Origin of the sequence: Desulfovibrio inopinatus DSM 10711 (assembly GCF_000429305.1) — a bacterium.
Classification (GTDB): domain Bacteria; phylum Desulfobacterota; class Desulfovibrionia; order Desulfovibrionales; family Desulfovibrionaceae; genus Alteridesulfovibrio; species Alteridesulfovibrio inopinatus.
In genome coordinates this window covers 21,174-35,876 of sequence record NZ_AUBP01000010.1, presented here as the reverse complement: position 1 = coordinate 35,876, position 14,703 = coordinate 21,174, and the positions used below count along the sequence as shown (strand labels likewise).

15 protein-coding genes are annotated in these 14,703 nt (G+C 52.9%); all 15 read left to right on the top strand.

Annotated elements, in window-relative coordinates; translation table 11 throughout:
* The first annotated feature begins 54 nt into the window (after window positions 1-54).
* The 15 genes from G451_RS0108865 to leuS all read left to right on the top strand — a co-directional run bounded on the left by G451_RS0108865 (window position 55) and on the right by leuS (window position 14,512).
* Entirely contained in the window at window positions 55-585 is a 531-nt protein-coding gene (locus G451_RS0108865) for a YceD family protein (RefSeq protein ID WP_027183979.1), read from the top strand.
* A 49-nt stretch (window positions 586-634) separates the two neighbouring features.
* Window positions 635-817, top strand: a complete 183-nt coding sequence (gene rpmF / locus G451_RS0108860; protein ID WP_027183978.1) for a 50S ribosomal protein L32 — start codon at window positions 635-637, stop codon at window positions 815-817.
* Entirely contained in the window at window positions 804-1,844 is a 1,041-nt protein-coding gene (plsX, locus tag G451_RS0108855) for a phosphate acyltransferase PlsX (RefSeq protein WP_027183977.1), read from the top strand. The genes rpmF and plsX overlap by 14 nt, the downstream gene beginning before the upstream one ends.
* Before the next feature lie 38 nt (window positions 1,845-1,882).
* Window positions 1,883-2,878 (top strand): beta-ketoacyl-ACP synthase III, encoded by a 996-nt coding sequence (locus G451_RS0108850; protein ID WP_027183976.1) that lies wholly within the window; start codon window positions 1,883-1,885, stop codon window positions 2,876-2,878.
* A 235-nt stretch (window positions 2,879-3,113) separates the two neighbouring features.
* Complete coding sequence (gene fabG, locus G451_RS0108845) at window positions 3,114-3,857, top strand: 3-oxoacyl-[acyl-carrier-protein] reductase (RefSeq protein ID WP_027183975.1); 744 nt, start codon at window positions 3,114-3,116, stop codon at window positions 3,855-3,857.
* Window positions 3,858-3,893: 36 nt separating this feature from the next.
* Window positions 3,894-4,130, top strand: a complete 237-nt coding sequence (gene acpP / locus G451_RS0108840; RefSeq protein WP_027183974.1) for an acyl carrier protein — start codon at window positions 3,894-3,896, stop codon at window positions 4,128-4,130.
* Window positions 4,131-4,355: 225 nt separating this feature from the next.
* Window positions 4,356-5,600, top strand: a complete 1,245-nt coding sequence (fabF, locus tag G451_RS0108835) for a beta-ketoacyl-ACP synthase II (protein WP_027183973.1) — start codon at window positions 4,356-4,358, stop codon at window positions 5,598-5,600.
* Between the two features lie 138 nt (window positions 5,601-5,738).
* Window positions 5,739-6,977, top strand: a complete 1,239-nt coding sequence (gene glyA / locus G451_RS0108830) for a serine hydroxymethyltransferase (protein ID WP_027183972.1) — start codon at window positions 5,739-5,741, stop codon at window positions 6,975-6,977.
* A 6-nt stretch (window positions 6,978-6,983) separates the two neighbouring features.
* Window positions 6,984-7,442, top strand: coding sequence for a deoxycytidylate deaminase (locus G451_RS0108825; RefSeq protein WP_027183971.1), 459 nt, complete (start codon window positions 6,984-6,986; stop codon window positions 7,440-7,442).
* Window positions 7,411-8,577 (top strand): bifunctional diaminohydroxyphosphoribosylaminopyrimidine deaminase/5-amino-6-(5-phosphoribosylamino)uracil reductase RibD, encoded by a 1,167-nt coding sequence (gene ribD, locus G451_RS0108820; RefSeq protein ID WP_051261310.1) that lies wholly within the window; start codon window positions 7,411-7,413, stop codon window positions 8,575-8,577. Before G451_RS0108825 ends, ribD begins: the two co-directional genes overlap by 32 nt.
* A 3-nt stretch (window positions 8,578-8,580) precedes the next feature.
* Window positions 8,581-9,243: a riboflavin synthase gene (locus tag G451_RS0108815; protein WP_027183969.1), complete on the top strand. Its 663-nt coding sequence runs from the start codon at window positions 8,581-8,583 to the stop codon at window positions 9,241-9,243.
* 420 nt (window positions 9,244-9,663) lie between these two features.
* On the top strand, window positions 9,664-10,878 hold the full coding sequence (locus G451_RS0108810; protein ID WP_027183968.1) for a bifunctional 3,4-dihydroxy-2-butanone-4-phosphate synthase/GTP cyclohydrolase II: 1,215 nt from the start codon (window positions 9,664-9,666) through the stop codon (window positions 10,876-10,878).
* 26 nt (window positions 10,879-10,904) lie between these two features.
* On the top strand, window positions 10,905-11,375 hold the full coding sequence (gene ribH, locus G451_RS0108805; RefSeq protein WP_027183967.1) for a 6,7-dimethyl-8-ribityllumazine synthase: 471 nt from the start codon (window positions 10,905-10,907) through the stop codon (window positions 11,373-11,375).
* 120 nt (window positions 11,376-11,495) lie between these two features.
* Complete coding sequence (gene nusB / locus G451_RS0108795) at window positions 11,496-11,960, top strand: transcription antitermination factor NusB (protein ID WP_027183966.1); 465 nt, start codon at window positions 11,496-11,498, stop codon at window positions 11,958-11,960.
* A 29-nt stretch (window positions 11,961-11,989) separates the two neighbouring features.
* Window positions 11,990-14,512 carry a leucine--tRNA ligase gene (leuS, locus tag G451_RS0108790; RefSeq protein WP_027183965.1) on the top strand — a complete coding sequence of 841 codons (2,523 nt, stop codon included), beginning with the start codon at window positions 11,990-11,992 and terminating at the stop codon, window positions 14,510-14,512.
* Window positions 14,513-14,703: the final 191 nt, after the last annotated feature.

Below are 14,703 nucleotides of genomic sequence, written 5' to 3'. Positions count from 1 at the left end.
TTATTGACAAGTACCCAGTCAACGTTATAGCAAGTCGAGTTCCGCGAGGTCGTTATGATAGAATTCTGGTTTGACATCACCGATCTCCCGGCCGAGGGCCGGGAATTTTCTTTTTCCGACCCTTCGTTCTGGACGAAGGCGTTCGAGACATTTGGTGTTGGTAATACGGTTGTTTCCCCGCTCCAGGCTGATTTCTTCATAAGTCCTGAAGGCAGCGGCTACTTGATTCGAGGAAAATTGACCGGAGAGACGACGATACCATGCGACCGGTGCATGGAAGATGCACATGTTGTGATCGACCAGGATTTCGATCTGTTCGAAGAACTTCCCAACCCGGAAGAAGAACAGATTGAACCCTCGTTTTTGCGCAAACGTGGCAAGACGATCGAACTCAATATGGGAGAGATGGTCTGGGAACAGTATGTTTTGGCGCAACCTAGCAAACCGCTTTGCATGGAAGATTGCAAAGGGTTATGCCCGCAATGTGGTGCCAATCGCAACATTGAGTCGTGCGATTGTGAATCGACAGACGGGGATCCTCGGCTGGCGATTTTTCGCAATATGCAGTTAAACACGAAACAGTGAGCGGCCAAGTTTACCCCCCGCTCGCGTCGACGAAAAAAAGGAGTCCATCATGGCAGTCCCTAATAGGAAAATCTCCAAAACGAGAAAAAGAAAACGCCGCGCCAACCATCATGTTGATATCCCCAATGTTATCTTTTGTGAATGCGGCGAACCCACTCTGCCCCACCGTATCTGCCCGAGCTGCGGCATGTACAAAGGCCGGCAGATGCTGAGGAGCAATGAAGCCGAATAGCCGGCCGCGCATCGCCGTCGACGCCATGGGCGGGGACTTCGGTCCCCGTGTGGTTGTCCAGGGAGCTGTTGCAGCCGCCAAGACCAGAGCTATCGACGTCATTCTGGTCGGTGACAAACCGGCCGTCGAAGCCGAGCTTACGCGTTACGACACGCGAGGAGCAACGATCTCCGTGGTTCATGCCTCGGAAATCGCGGGAATGGAGGAGAAACCTTCCGAAACGTTACGGAAGAAGAAGGACACCTCTATTCAGGTTTGTTGCAACCTGGTGAGAACCGATGACGCCGACGGCGTGGTCAGTGCGGGAAACTCCGGCACCACGATGCTCGCCGCCATGTTTGGCATCGGACGTCTGAAAGGCGTCGATCGCCCCGGCTTGGCGACCTTCATGCCCACCGAGGCCGATCCCGTCGTTTTGATTGACGTCGGTGCTAATGTGGACTGCAAGCCCTACCATCTCATGCAGTTCGCTGTTATGGCCGATGTGCTTGCCAAAGCGTTACTCTCTCGACCGAATCCTGAAGTTGCGTTGCTCTCCATTGGCGAAGAAGAAGGCAAAGGCAACATGCAGGTCAAAGAGGCGTTCGAACTGTTTCGCGCCAGCAGCCTCAACTTTGTCGGAAACATTGAAGGCCGAGATCTCTTCACTGGAGATGTCGACATCATTGTTTGCGATGGGTTTGTTGGCAACGTTGCGTTGAAACTCGCTGAAGGCATGGCCTCATCCCTCGGGCGCTTGCTCAAAGGAGAGTTGCGCCGTGGCTTTTTTGCCAAGATCGGCACGACCTTGGCATTGTCTGCTCTGAAACGTTTTTCCGGTCTCGTCGATTATGCAGAATACGGCGGTGCCCCCCTTCTTGGCTTGCGCGGCATCTGCATGATTTGCCACGGCGCCTCCAATGCTAAAGCTATGACCTCCGCAATTGATATGGCCGCACAACTTGTCGCCCACGACGCTGTCAACCGGATCGAGGAAGGGCTTGCCCTTAATAAAGACCTCGAAGTCATCAAAAAGCGCCCGGCATAATACGTTACTGCAATCTTTATTTTACGTGGACAATTCCCATGACAAAAGCCCCTCGCATTCTCGGTATTGGCCATTATGTGCCTGAAAAGGTGCTCACCAACGCTGATCTGGAAAAATTCGTCGATACATCCGACGAGTGGATCACCTCCCGCACTGGAATCAAGGAACGACGCGTGGCCGCCGAAGGCGAAGCCGTCAGCGACATGGCCCTTGTGGCCTCTCGCCGGGCCCTCGAATCAGCCGGAATGACGGCCGATGACTTGACCCACATCATTCTCTGCACACTAACACCCGACTTTTTCTGCCCACCGGCAGCCTGCATTCTTGAAGAGAAACTCGGTGTGCGCGGCAAGGCTGCATTCGATCTCAATGCCGCCTGCTCCGGTTTCGTCAACGGCATTGAAACGGGCCGTGCATTTCTCAGCCTGCATGAAGACGCCAAAGTTCTCGTCGTCGCAGCTGAATCTCTCACGTCTCGCACCAACTGGAAAGATCGCACCACCTGTGTTCTGTTCGGAGATGGTGCTGGCGCAGTCATTTTAGGTAATGCCCCTCTCGAAGGCGCCAAGCATGACGCAGCAATCCAGGACGTTGAACTCAAGAGTGACGGAGCCTTTGGCCATCTCCTGACGGTCGGTGGCGGCTCAGCAGCACCGGCGAAACTGGGAGAAATAGTGGATGAACGCCATTTCATCCAAATGAATGGTCCCGAGGTTTTTAAAGTGGCCGTGCGCAGCATGGAAAGCGTCTGCCGGGAAGTGCTTGAACGCAACTCGCTCACAGCCGACGACATCGATTTCTTCATCCCTCACCAAGCCAACTATCGCATTCTCGACGCCGTGGCCCGCAAACTTGGTTTACCTGCGGAAAAAGTATGCGTCACCGTTGATCGCTACGGCAATTCATCGGCCTCATCCATTATTATCGCTCTTTCTGAAGCAGTGCATGATGGTCGAATCAAGCCGGGCTGCCGTGTACTCCTCGGCGTTTTTGGTGGTGGTTTTACATGGGGATCAGCCATTCTTCAGTTTTAATTCACAATTGTCACCCCTTGCCAATGCGCACTTTCGTTTTAAAGTATAGCCTTGGCCGCAAGGGGAACATGGTGCAAGATGGCCGTGCCGAAAGGAAGCGAACACCTTCCTCGGTCCTTTTTTCCATCTGACGATCCAATTGCAGTCGACGCGGCTTTAGGCTACAAGGCGGCCCAAGTCTGCGGAAGTCCGGTTTCAAACGCGGCGTTCTTCGTCGAAACATCGGAAAGTCATCATGAGTACAGATATCACCACCGCCCTCGTCACTGGAGGATCGCGCGGCATAGGCGCGGCCGTGGCGAAACGTTTGGCCAAAGACGGATTTCAGGTTTACCTGACCTATGTTTCCAAACCGGAACTGGCACAGGCCGTATGCGATGAAATCATCGCAGCGGGTGGAAAGGCTCAAGCGTTTTGTCTCAATGTCGCTGATCGACAGGCCGTGAGCACGTTTTTTGCCGACGAAATCAAAAACAAGGTCAAACTCGGCGTGCTCGTCAACAATGCCGGTATCACCAAAGACGGTCTGCTTATTCGTATGAAAGACGAAGATTGGGATAAGGTTATTGCCGTCAACCTGACGGGTGCGTTCACCTGTTTGCGTGAAGCCGCAAAAATCATGAGCCGCCAACGCAATGGCCGCATCATCAACATTGCGTCGGTTGTTGCACAATCGGGCAATGCTGGACAGGCCAACTACGTTGCCGCGAAAGCCGGTCTTATCGGACTGACCAAAACGGCCGCCCAGGAACTCGCCGGTCGTGGCGTCACCGTGAATGCCGTTACGCCAGGGTATATCGAGACCGATATGACGTCCGATCTTCCCGACGCCGCCAAAGATCAATTTATCACAAAAATTCCCGCGAAGCGTGCAGGACAGGCCGACGATGTGGCCGGAGCCTGCGCCTATCTCGCATCACAGGACGCCGCCTATGTGACGGGACAAGTTATTTCCGTCAACGGTGGCCTGTATATGTAGATCATCCCAAATACCACATCATCTGGAGGAATCGCCATGTCTGCTGCTGCTGAAAAAGTAAAAGAAATCATTGTGGATCAACTCGGTGTTAACGAAGACGAAGTCAAACCCGAAGTCAAATTTGTCGACGACCTTGGTGCCGACTCCTTGGACCTGACCGAACTTATCATGGCTATGGAAGAAGAATTCGGCGTTGAAATCGGCGACGAAGACGCCCAGAAAATCATCACCGTACAGAACGCTATCGACTTCATCGAGAAAAACGCCGGCTAATTGCCGCCATTTCTCCCATGGGCCGCCCGATGCGGTGATTGTTGTCTTCAAATGAATCGTACCGCCTGATGAAGACAGGTGGATATTCATCTCCCGATTGTTTTTGCACAATCGGAACCGAAGTCCGAAACAACCGCTGCGCGGCCGTCCCGACCGGGCGGGTTTTACAGTCGTTCTGTCTTGGCATGTCCGGTCGGCCAAGCCCTCATGAGGGAGAGACGTATCATGAGCACACATCGCGTTGTCGTTACCGGCCTTGGGGCCGTTACGCCCGTCGGGGCCGATCTCGAAACGAGCTGGAGCCAATTGATTGCCGGCGAATCCGGTGTTTATCCCATCGAATGTTTTAATGCAGAAGCATTTGAAACTCGGTTCGCTGCTCAATGTAAAGAATTCGATCCAGCAAAGTTTATTGAAAAAAAACAGGTCCGCCGTATGGATCGCTTCACACAGTTTGCTGTCGCAGCCGCTGCTATGGCGCTCGAAAACGCAAACTGGAGCATTCCGCCTGAAAATGCCCATCGTGTTGGCACGATTATTGGGTGTGGTCTTGGTGGGCTTGATACGATCGAGCATTATCACAAGATATTGCTTGAAAAAGGACCGAATCGCGTTTCGCCTTTTTTCATCCCGGTTCTCATCGCCAATATGGCTGCCGCACAAGTAAGCATCTCGACCGGAGCCAAAGGTCCGAACCTGGCTGCAACGTCGGCATGCGCATCAGGCGTCCATGCCATCGGATACGCGTACAGCGATATCAAACTTGGTCGATGCGACGCCATGATTTGCGGTGGCACGGAATCGACGATTACGCCGTTGGCCGTGTCGGGATTCAATGCTCTCAAAGCGTTGTCCACTCGCAACGACGATATGAAAAAAGCATCGCGGCCTTTTGATAAGGATCGTGATGGATTCGTTATCGGTGAAGGGTGCGGCATACTCATTATTGAGTCTCTGGAACATGCCCAAGCACGTGGAGCAAACATTCTCGCCGAAGTCGTCGGATTCGGTGCATCCTCGGATGCATACCACATGACGGCTCCGGACGAAGACGGTGCGGGCATGGCACTGGCTATGCAAGCGGCCATTCAGGACGCTGGTCTCACACCTGATGACGTCCAGCATATCAACGCCCATGGCACGTCCACCCCACTCAATGACTCCTGCGAAACCAAAGCCATCAAGACTGTATTCGGTAATCGGGCGCAAGATATTCCCGTGACGTCGAATAAGTCGATGATTGGCCATACATTAGGTGCTGCCGGAGGCATCGAATCGGTGTTCAGCGTTAAAACGATCACCGAAGGAATTATTCCCGCGACCATCAACCTGGAAAACCAGGATCCGAATTGCGATTTGAATATTGTTGGCAATACCTCCCTGGAAAAACAGGTCGACACGGTACTGTGCAACTCTTTCGGCTTCGGAGGCACCAACGGGTGCATGTTGTTTAAGCGGTTTACCGAATAATCGCGGCGCGTTTCGCCGCATTGAAAAACGCGCAGGCGACCGTCCTTCCCGGGACGGTCGCTTCCGCGTCTTCAAAGCAATTGATAACCAGACGGCATGTCACACCATGTCGACACAAGCCGAAAAGGCGGGACTCTCATGGAAGAACTCCTCATCCAGGACCCCGAGCTCGGGCGGGCCATCATCCTCGAAGTCGAGCGTCAAACCGGCAAGCTCGAACTGATTGCCTCGGAAAATTTCACCTCCACAGCTGTACGCCAGGCGCAAGGAAGCGTCATGACACACAAATACGCTGAGGGGTATCCCGGTAAGCGGTATTACGGTGGCTGCGAATTCGTCGATATTGCCGAGGACCTTGCTCGTGACCGCGCCAAAGAGCTGTTCGGCTGCGACTATGCCAACGTACAGCCCCATTCCGGTTCTCAGGCCAATATGGGCGTATATTTTGCCGAACTGACTCCTGGCGATACAATTCTGGGTATGGACCTGTCCCACGGCGGCCATCTCACCCATGGTAGCCCGGTCAACTTTTCGGGGAAGCTGTTCAATATCGTCTTCTACGGAGTCAAGAAAGAAACGGGGCAGATCGACTACGACCAGGTCGAAGAACTTGCTCGCGCCAACAAACCTAAAATCATTGTCGCTGGTGCCAGTGCGTACCCGCGTATCATTGATTTCGATCGCTTCCGCACCATTGCCGATGAAGTCGGTGCTAAACTCATGGTCGATATGGCACATATTGCCGGACTCGTTGCCACGGGTCTCCATCCGTCGCCCATCGGCAAAGCCCATTACACGACCACAACCACGCACAAGACGTTGCGTGGTCCCCGCGGCGGCATGATCTTGTCGAGCGAAGAATACGGCAAGACGCTGAATTCTCAAATTTTCCCCGGCATTCAAGGCGGTCCGCTTATGCATGTTATCGCCGCAAAAGCCGTTGCCTTCGGCGAAGCTCTTCGCCCCCAATTCAAAGCCTATCAGCAGCGTGTTGTCGAAAATGCGGCAACGCTGGCTAAAGTCCTGACCGATGCGGGATACAACCTTGTGTCCGGCGGAACCGACAACCATCTCATGCTTGTTGACCTGACAAACAAGGATGTCACGGGCAAAGATGCGGAAATCGCTTTGGATAAAGCCGGTATCACCGTGAACAAAAACACCGTCCCCTTCGAAACCCGTTCTCCGTTTGTTACCTCGGGTATCCGCTTGGGAACCCCGGCATTGACCACTCGCGGTATGGGCACAGCCGATATGGAACGTGTGGCCGGCTGGATCGATGCAGCCATCATCAAACGGGAAAATGAAACGGCGCTGGATGAAATCCGTTGCCAAGTGCAGGAATTCGCCAGACAATATCCGCTGTTCGCGTGGTAAAATGACGTGAGTAAACGACTCCCCTGGCCTGAATACTTCATGCGCATCGCCTTTCTTGTGGCCGAGCGCAGTACCTGTCTTCGCCGCAAGGTCGGGGCCATAGCCGTCAAGGACAAGCGTATCTTGGCCACCGGCTACAATGGTGCCCCGGCCAATACGGCCCATTGTCTCGACCAAGGATGCATGCGCGAGAAACTGGGCATTCCGTCGGGCCAGCGTCATGAACTCTGCCGTGGCCTGCACGCCGAACAAAATGTCATCATTCAATGCGCCGTACATGGTATCAGCATCCAAGACGCCGATATCTATTGCACGACGCAACCGTGTCTGATCTGTTCAAAGATGCTCATCAATTGCGGCATAAAAAACATCTATTTCGCTGAAGGCTATCCCGATGAGCTGTCTCAAGCCATGATCGAGGAAGCAGGAGTCCATGTTGAAGTGCTCTCAGCCGATTTTGACTGATCGCGAAGCCTATATGGCGCACGCTGTCAGCTTGGCCCGACAAGGTCTAGGGCCGACGGCACCGAATCCGTGTGTTGGAGCGGTTCTTGTGTCCGATGGTCGCATTGTGGCCCAAGGTTTTCATGAACGCTTTGGACAACCGCATGCCGAAGTGCGTTGTCTTGCCGATGCGCGCGAAAAAGGGGTGGATCCGAGCCAGTGCGAAATGTTTGTCACGCTCGAACCCTGCAATCACTATGGCAAAACCCCACCATGCACGCGAGCCGTTTTTGATGCCGGAATACGCAGTATTGCGATTGGATGCCTTGACCCGAACCCTGATGTAGCCGGTGGTGGCGCTGCGTTTCTCGAATCCAACGGCGTTCGTGTCGAAGTTGGCTTGCTATATGATGAATGCCGCGACCTGATTGATGATTTTCTCGTATGGAAAGACACAAAGCGTCCATACGTATTTTTGAAGATGGCAACCACGTTGGATGGTCGCATTGCCTGCCGCAACGGTCATTCTTCATACGTCACTGGTCCGCTTTCGCGCAAACGTGTTCATGAATTACGGGCCCGCGTCGGTGCAGTCATGATCGGTGGGGGGACACTTCGTGCCGATAATCCCGGTCTTGATGTACGCCTCAATCCCATGCCTGAGAATGCCAACGATCCGCTGGCTGTTATTGTGACAAGCAATCTTCCGGGAAAATCTGCCGCCCTTAAGCTCCTTGAGCATCGTCCGGAAAAAACAATCTTTTTCACGAACAATACGTCGGCAAGCCATCCCAATGCGACGCGACTGACATCCATGGGCGTCCGCGTCATTGCCCTGCCTCCGGCAACGTCCGAGGACGGCAACGACGAGTCCGGTCTTAACCTTGAATTTGGTCTCATCAAATTACGCCAGGAATACGGCGTGCACCACGTTCTTTGTGAAGGGGGCGGTGGACTTGCCATGTCACTTTTCGAAGCGGGACTCGTCGACGAAACACTCTTGTTCCAGGCTCCCAAAATTCTTGGCGATGACCAGGCTATCCCCGTATTCTATGGGCGTTCTCCGCTCCAAATGGATGAGGCTCTGCCCGTTCGCGTCACATCGGTTCAGCCGGTAGGCGATGATTTTCTTCTCACCCTCAAACGGCCGCGGTAACGCATGTTTACAGGACTTGTACAAGGAAAAGGACGCATTCAGTCTGTTGATTCCAGAGCCGGCCAGGCCCGGTTCCAAATCACATCGCTTTTTGCGCTTGATGCAACGGTTCCGGGTGAAAGTATCGCCGTCAACGGTGCGTGTCTTACCGTAGAAACACCCGGTAAAAATGCATTCTCCGCGTATGCTTCTGCCGAAACGTTGTCGCGAACGAACCTTGGTGCATTGCGGTCAGGTTCCATTGTCAATCTTGAACGCGCCTTGGCTCTTGGTGATCGACTTGGGGGACACCTTGTCAGTGGACACATCGACTGTTTGGCTACCGTCATTGCCATTGACAAAGTCGGTGAATCGACTCAATTCACCCTGAAGTATCCGGAAGAATATGGTTGTTTCGTTGTCGAAAAAGGATCGGTTGCACTTGACGGTATTTCCTTGACCGTCAACACCTGTGGCCCGGACTTTCTTTCGGTCAACATCATTCCGACAACGATTGCTGAAACGACCATTGGCGGATGGGCTCCGGGGGCACACGTCAATATGGAGACGGATGTCATCGGGAAATACGTCCAGAAAATGGTCGCTCCTTGGACAAAAACCCCTTCGCAAGATGTACAAGCCTCAGGGGGATTGACTGAAGATTTTTTACGAGAACACGGATTTTAAATTTTTCATTTTAATTGATTGGCCTTCGACGCGTGGAAAGCGTTGCCTTCTTTCCTTCCGCCCGAACAGATGCCATGGAAGCATCGGTCAATAAAGATTTTTACGACACATCAGGGCGTTAAGCGGTATTGTCCCCCCCGACACAGTTGCCCATGATGTCGTCAACAATTTTTTGCACCGTACAGAATACGACGGTGCAACACGATTTTTCAACGAGTCGTGACATGATGTAATGAAGCCCCGTCATTGCCCCTGTCCAACAGGTTTGGGGATGAAGGGTGATGAGGAGGGGGGGCCATGGGGGAGAAAAAGCGGAACGACCCCATTTCCTAAAAAGGAATTCGTTTCGTTTCACCTCCTCCCTGGCGACAGGAGGCCGCGTCCCGCCCCCTCAACGCACAACCTCAGTGAGGTATTGATATGGCTGTTTGTTCGATTGAAGAAGCCATTGCCGACATTCGGCAAGGCAAAATGATTATTTTAGTGGATGATGAAGACCGGGAAAACGAAGGCGATCTCACGATTGCCGCTGAAAAAATCACTCCCGAAATTATCAATTTCATGGCCACGCACGGCCGAGGTTTGATTTGCTTGAGCCTGTCTCCGGACTGGGTGGACAAGCTCAACCTCCCCATGATGACGAAGAACAATAAAAGTTCCTTCGGTACGGGCTTCACGGTTTCCATCGAAGCGAAAACCGGCGTTACCACCGGTATTTCCGCCTATGACCGGGCAACGACCATTCTTACGGCAGTTGCTGATGACGTCGTTGCCGATGATATCGTCACTCCTGGCCACATTTTTCCGTTACGAGCCAAAGAAGGCGGCGTTCTCGTGCGTGCCGGTCAAACCGAAGGCAGTGTGGACTTAGCCCGGTTAGCTGGCCTGAAACCTTGTGCGGTCATCTGCGAAATCATGCGCGAAGACGGCAACATGGCACGCATGCCCGACCTGGAAGAATTCGCCGAAAAGCACGATCTCAAAATCGCCACGATTAAAGATCTCATCCAGTATCGCATGAAATTCGGTTCCGTCACCGTCGAGCGCGTGGCTGAAGCTGAACTTCCGACGTGTTTCGGCGGCCATTTCAAAGCGATCGCATTTGAAACTGCAACCGATAACCAAACGCATCTCGCCCTGGTAAAAGGCGAAATCGATCCGGATGAACCTGTTTTGCTTCGCGTTCATAGCGAATGTCTCACCGGTGACGCACTTGGTTCCTTACGGTGCGATTGCGGTGGACAGCTCCAAGAGGCCATGCGCATGATTGATGAGGCCGGAAAAGGTGTCATCCTGTACATGCGCCAGGAAGGTCGCGGCATTGGCTTGGCAAATAAGATCAAAGCCTACAACCTCCAAGACAAAGGCCTGGACACGGTCGAGGCGAACAAACGCCTCGGTTTTAAAGCAGACTTGCGCGACTATGGTATTGGAGCACAAATTCTCGTGTCGCTCGGTGTGAGAAAAATGCGCCTTATGACTAACAACCCCAAAAAGATTGTTGGTTTAGAAGGCTATGGCCTGGAAGTGGTCGAACGTGTGCCCATTGAAATAGGAGCCTGTCCGCAAAACTTGTGCTACCTGCAGACTAAAAAAGACAAGATGGGCCATATTTTGAACCATCTCGACGACTAAATAATCATCCACGTGGAGTAAAACGCATGCTGCATATCAAAACCATTGAAGGACAGATGCAAGCGCAAGGACTGCGCTTTGGTCTCCTGGCTGCCCGATTCAATGATTTCATCGTAGACCGCCTGATCGGCGGTGCAGTGGATTATCTGACTCGCCACGGAGCCGACCGTGAAAATCTGACGATTATCCGTTTGCCCGGCGCGTTTGAAATGCCTCTGGCCGCCAAAAAGATTGCGGCATCGGGTAAATATGACGCGTTGGTATGCTTGGGCTGTGTCATTCGCGGTGCCACCCCCCACTTCGACTTTGTTGCTAATGAATGTGCCAAAGGCTTGGCTCAAGTCAGCCTTGATACAGGGGTTCCCATCGGTTTCGGTGTTTTGACAACAGATACGTTGGAACAAGCTATAGAACGCGCTGGCAGCAAAGCCGGCAACAAGGGTGTCGAAGCCGCTTCGGCTGTTTTGGAACTCACTCGGATTCTCGAACAGGTGTAATCGTTCTGATCGGGGCACAACGTCCCGTAATGTTTTCTCCCGTCCTTGGCTTTTATCATACCGAGGACGGGAAAAACCAACACGCCAACCAGCCGGTTGAAGCCGGCGAGGCATGTTTGTATGGTTAAGAAAAAAGTTGGGCAATCACGACGACGCGCTCGTATTCGCGCGTTGCAGGTGCTCTATTCCTTTGAATTCGCCGAAGCCCATAGTGCCGCCGATGTCGATGCAGCTTTGGAGCGCATCCCGTTGCATCCGGTCAATCCTCCCAAGGATCTTGATTTCGTACGCGAACTTGTCATGGGGGTATGGGGAAAAACCAGCGAACTCGACGAAATTATTGTTTCGTTTTCTCAAAATTGGCGACTATCCCGCATCGCCAAGATCGACTTGACGATTCTGCGTCTGGCTCTGTTCGAAATTTTGCATCGGCCGGATATCCCTTTACGTGTCGCGATCAACGAAGCTGTTGAACTTTCACGCGATTTCGGGGACGATAATTCCGGCGCATTTGTCAACGGCATTCTCGATGCCGTGGCCAAAGCCGTAGATCAGGGCCGTTTTTCCATTCAAAAAGGTCTTTAACCGCTACCACTTTTCCGGGGAACATGGTCATGAAACAGTATACGCCCGAAGATATCGAAGCCAAATGGCAAAACATTTGGAATGAAGGTGATCATTTTCACACTGACGTCGATTTGGACAAACCCAAATACTATGTTTTGGAAATGTTCCCTTACCCTTCGGGGCGGCTACATATGGGCCATGTGCGTGTGTATACCATCGGTGACGTCATTGCCCGAGTTCGACGCATGCACGGCTTCAACGTCATCCACCCCATGGGATGGGACGCCTTCGGTCTGCCCGCAGAGAACGCGGCCATCAAACATGGTACTCACCCAGCCAAATGGACATTCGAAAATATCGATACCATGCGTGCCCAGCTCAAACGCTTAGGCTACTCGCTCGACTGGAAGCGTGAGCTTGCCACGTGTACGCCGGAATATTACCGCCACGAACAGCTTTTCTTTCTAAAACTGCTCGAAAAAGGTCTTGTCTATCGCAAGAAAGCTCCACAAAACTGGTGTCCGGTTTGTCAAACGGTTCTCGCAAATGAACAGGTTGAAGAAGGCCTGTGTTGGCGTTGCGATACCGAAGTGGAACAAAAAGAACTGGCACAGTGGTTTTTCCGCATCACCGCCTATGCAGATGAATTGCTTGATGATCTGGGTATGCTCGATCAAGGATGGCCAGAGCGCGTGCTCACCATGCAGCGCAACTGGATCGGCAAAAGCATTGGTGCGGAAATCGACTTTGAGCTTGAATCTCCGACCGATGCCGGAAGCGAAAAAATTGCGGTCTTCACCACACGCCAGGATACGCTCTACGGCGCGACGTTCATGAGTCTGGCAGCCGAACATCCGTTAGTTCCGGAACTTATCAAAGATAAGCCACAGGCTGCTGAAGTCACGGCGTTTGTCGATAACGTCCGCAACATGGACCGAATCAAACGCGGCGCCGAAGACTTGGAAAAAGAAGGCGTATTCACCGGGGCCTATTGCATCAACCCGGTTACTGGCGCCAAAATGCCCATCTATGTGGCCAACTTCGTCTTGATGGGCTACGGAACAGGCGCGGTTATGGCCGTACCGGCGCACGATCAACGCGACTTTGATTTTGCCACAAAATACAAACTGCCCCTCAAGGTCGTTATCACGCCGAAAGACAGCGACAATGTCCTTGATCCGCTGACCATGGAAGCAGCCTATACCGATCCGGGGGTTCTCGTCGATTCCCAGGAATTTACAGGCTTGAATAATGACGAAGCCAAAGAAAAAATCGCTGATTTTCTCGAAGAGAAAGGATTGGGCAAACGCAGTGTCAACTACCGCTTGCGCGACTGGAACATTTCCCGGCAACGATACTGGGGTGCACCGATTCCGGTCATTTACTGTGACGAGTGCGGTGTCGTCCCGGTTCCCGAATCCGATTTGCCGGTCAAGTTGCCGCTCGATGTGAAAACTCGGGCCGATGGTCGCTCGCCTTTGCCCGACACACCGTCCTTTGTCGAAACGATTTGTCCGACTTGCGGGAAACCGGCACGCCGGGAAACCGATACCATGGATACCTTTGTGGAATCCTCCTGGTATTTCGCCCGCTACACCTCGACACATGTCGAGAATGCCCCCTTCGATCCGCAAGCCGTTGATTACTGGCTGCCTGTCGATCAATATATCGGTGGTATTGAACACGCCATTTTGCACCTGCTCTATTCGCGGTTTTTCGTCAAAGCCCTGCGCGATTTGGGATATCTGAAATTCGACGAACCGTTCATGAACCTGCTTACACAGGGGATGGTTATCAAAGACGGCTCCAAGATGTCGAAATCCAAGGGCAACGTTGTTGACCCCGATGAAATGGTCAACAAGTACGGCGCCGACACGGTACGCTTGTTCATCTTGTTTGCCGCACCACCGGAAAAAGATCTTGATTGGAGCGACTCCGGCATCGAAGGATCGGCACGTTTCCTGTCACGCGTCTGGAGACTCGTGACCGAAGAACTCGAAGACGCCCTGTCCCCCATGGATCCGTGCTACAGTTTCCCAGCCGATGTCTTGGAAAATCTGCCCGCGGAGTACAAAGAATTACGTCGACGCGAGCATGCTTGTGTCGACAAGGTCGCCAAGGACATCCAGAATCGCTTTCAGTTCAACACGGCTATTTCAGCGATCATGGAACTCATCAACTTTCTCTACGGCAACCTGGAGACATTCAAGGCCAATCCCGACGGTATGCAGGTCGTGTCCTCGGCCATGGCCTCGGCCTTGACCGTGCTTTCTCCCATGGCACCCCATATGTGTGAAGAACTGTGGCAAGCCATGGGACACACACGCCGCCTTGCCGACGAACCCTGGCCCACCGTAGACCCCACCGCTCTGGTGAAGGACGAAGTCACCGTGGTGCTGCAGGTCAATGGCAAGCTGCGCAGTAAGATCACGGTGCCTGCCGACGCCGGAAAAGACGCTATTGAAGCGGCCGCCATGCAAGATGAGCATATACTTCGCCACATTGAAGGGAAAACCGTTCGCAAAGTCATCGTTGTGCCGGGCAAGTTGGTCAACGTTGTGGCGAATTAAAAACGAAGAGTGCCTCCGGCGGATTAAGAAACTTTTTGAAAAAAGTTTCTTAATCATCTTCAAAAACTTTAACTGGTTGCACGAGAGCTATTGTCTTGAGCCGTATGTCTGGCTCCAGCCCAGCGTGCTCAGATAGATGTTCTATCATACTGATCGTAACGCCGAAGGACCACTGCGGGCCTTCGGCGTTT

Excerpts from the sequence above, each read along its gene's own strand:
- ribH (WP_027183967.1), top strand. The coding sequence starts at position 10,905 with ATGCTGCATATCAAAACCATTGAAGGACAGATGCAAGCGCAAGGACTG.
- fabG (WP_027183975.1), top strand. The coding sequence starts at position 3,114 with ATGAGTACAGATATCACCACCGCCCTCGTCACTGGAGGATCGCGCGGC.
- G451_RS0108865 (WP_027183979.1), top strand. The coding sequence starts at position 55 with ATGATAGAATTCTGGTTTGACATCACCGATCTCCCGGCCGAGGGCCGG.
- plsX (WP_027183977.1), top strand. The coding sequence starts at position 804 with ATGAAGCCGAATAGCCGGCCGCGCATCGCCGTCGACGCCATGGGCGGG.
- leuS (WP_027183965.1), top strand. The coding sequence starts at position 11,990 with ATGAAACAGTATACGCCCGAAGATATCGAAGCCAAATGGCAAAACATT.
- G451_RS0108815 (WP_027183969.1), top strand. The coding sequence starts at position 8,581 with ATGTTTACAGGACTTGTACAAGGAAAAGGACGCATTCAGTCTGTTGAT.
- rpmF (WP_027183978.1), top strand. The coding sequence starts at position 635 with ATGGCAGTCCCTAATAGGAAAATCTCCAAAACGAGAAAAAGAAAACGC.
- G451_RS0108850 (WP_027183976.1), top strand. The coding sequence starts at position 1,883 with ATGACAAAAGCCCCTCGCATTCTCGGTATTGGCCATTATGTGCCTGAA.
- acpP (WP_027183974.1), top strand. The coding sequence starts at position 3,894 with ATGTCTGCTGCTGCTGAAAAAGTAAAAGAAATCATTGTGGATCAACTC.
- glyA (WP_027183972.1), top strand. The coding sequence starts at position 5,739 with ATGGAAGAACTCCTCATCCAGGACCCCGAGCTCGGGCGGGCCATCATC.
- fabF (WP_027183973.1), top strand. The coding sequence starts at position 4,356 with ATGAGCACACATCGCGTTGTCGTTACCGGCCTTGGGGCCGTTACGCCC.
- G451_RS0108810 (WP_027183968.1), top strand. The coding sequence starts at position 9,664 with ATGGCTGTTTGTTCGATTGAAGAAGCCATTGCCGACATTCGGCAAGGC.
- nusB (WP_027183966.1), top strand. The coding sequence starts at position 11,496 with ATGGTTAAGAAAAAAGTTGGGCAATCACGACGACGCGCTCGTATTCGC.
- ribD (WP_051261310.1), top strand. The coding sequence starts at position 7,411 with ATGTTGAAGTGCTCTCAGCCGATTTTGACTGATCGCGAAGCCTATATG.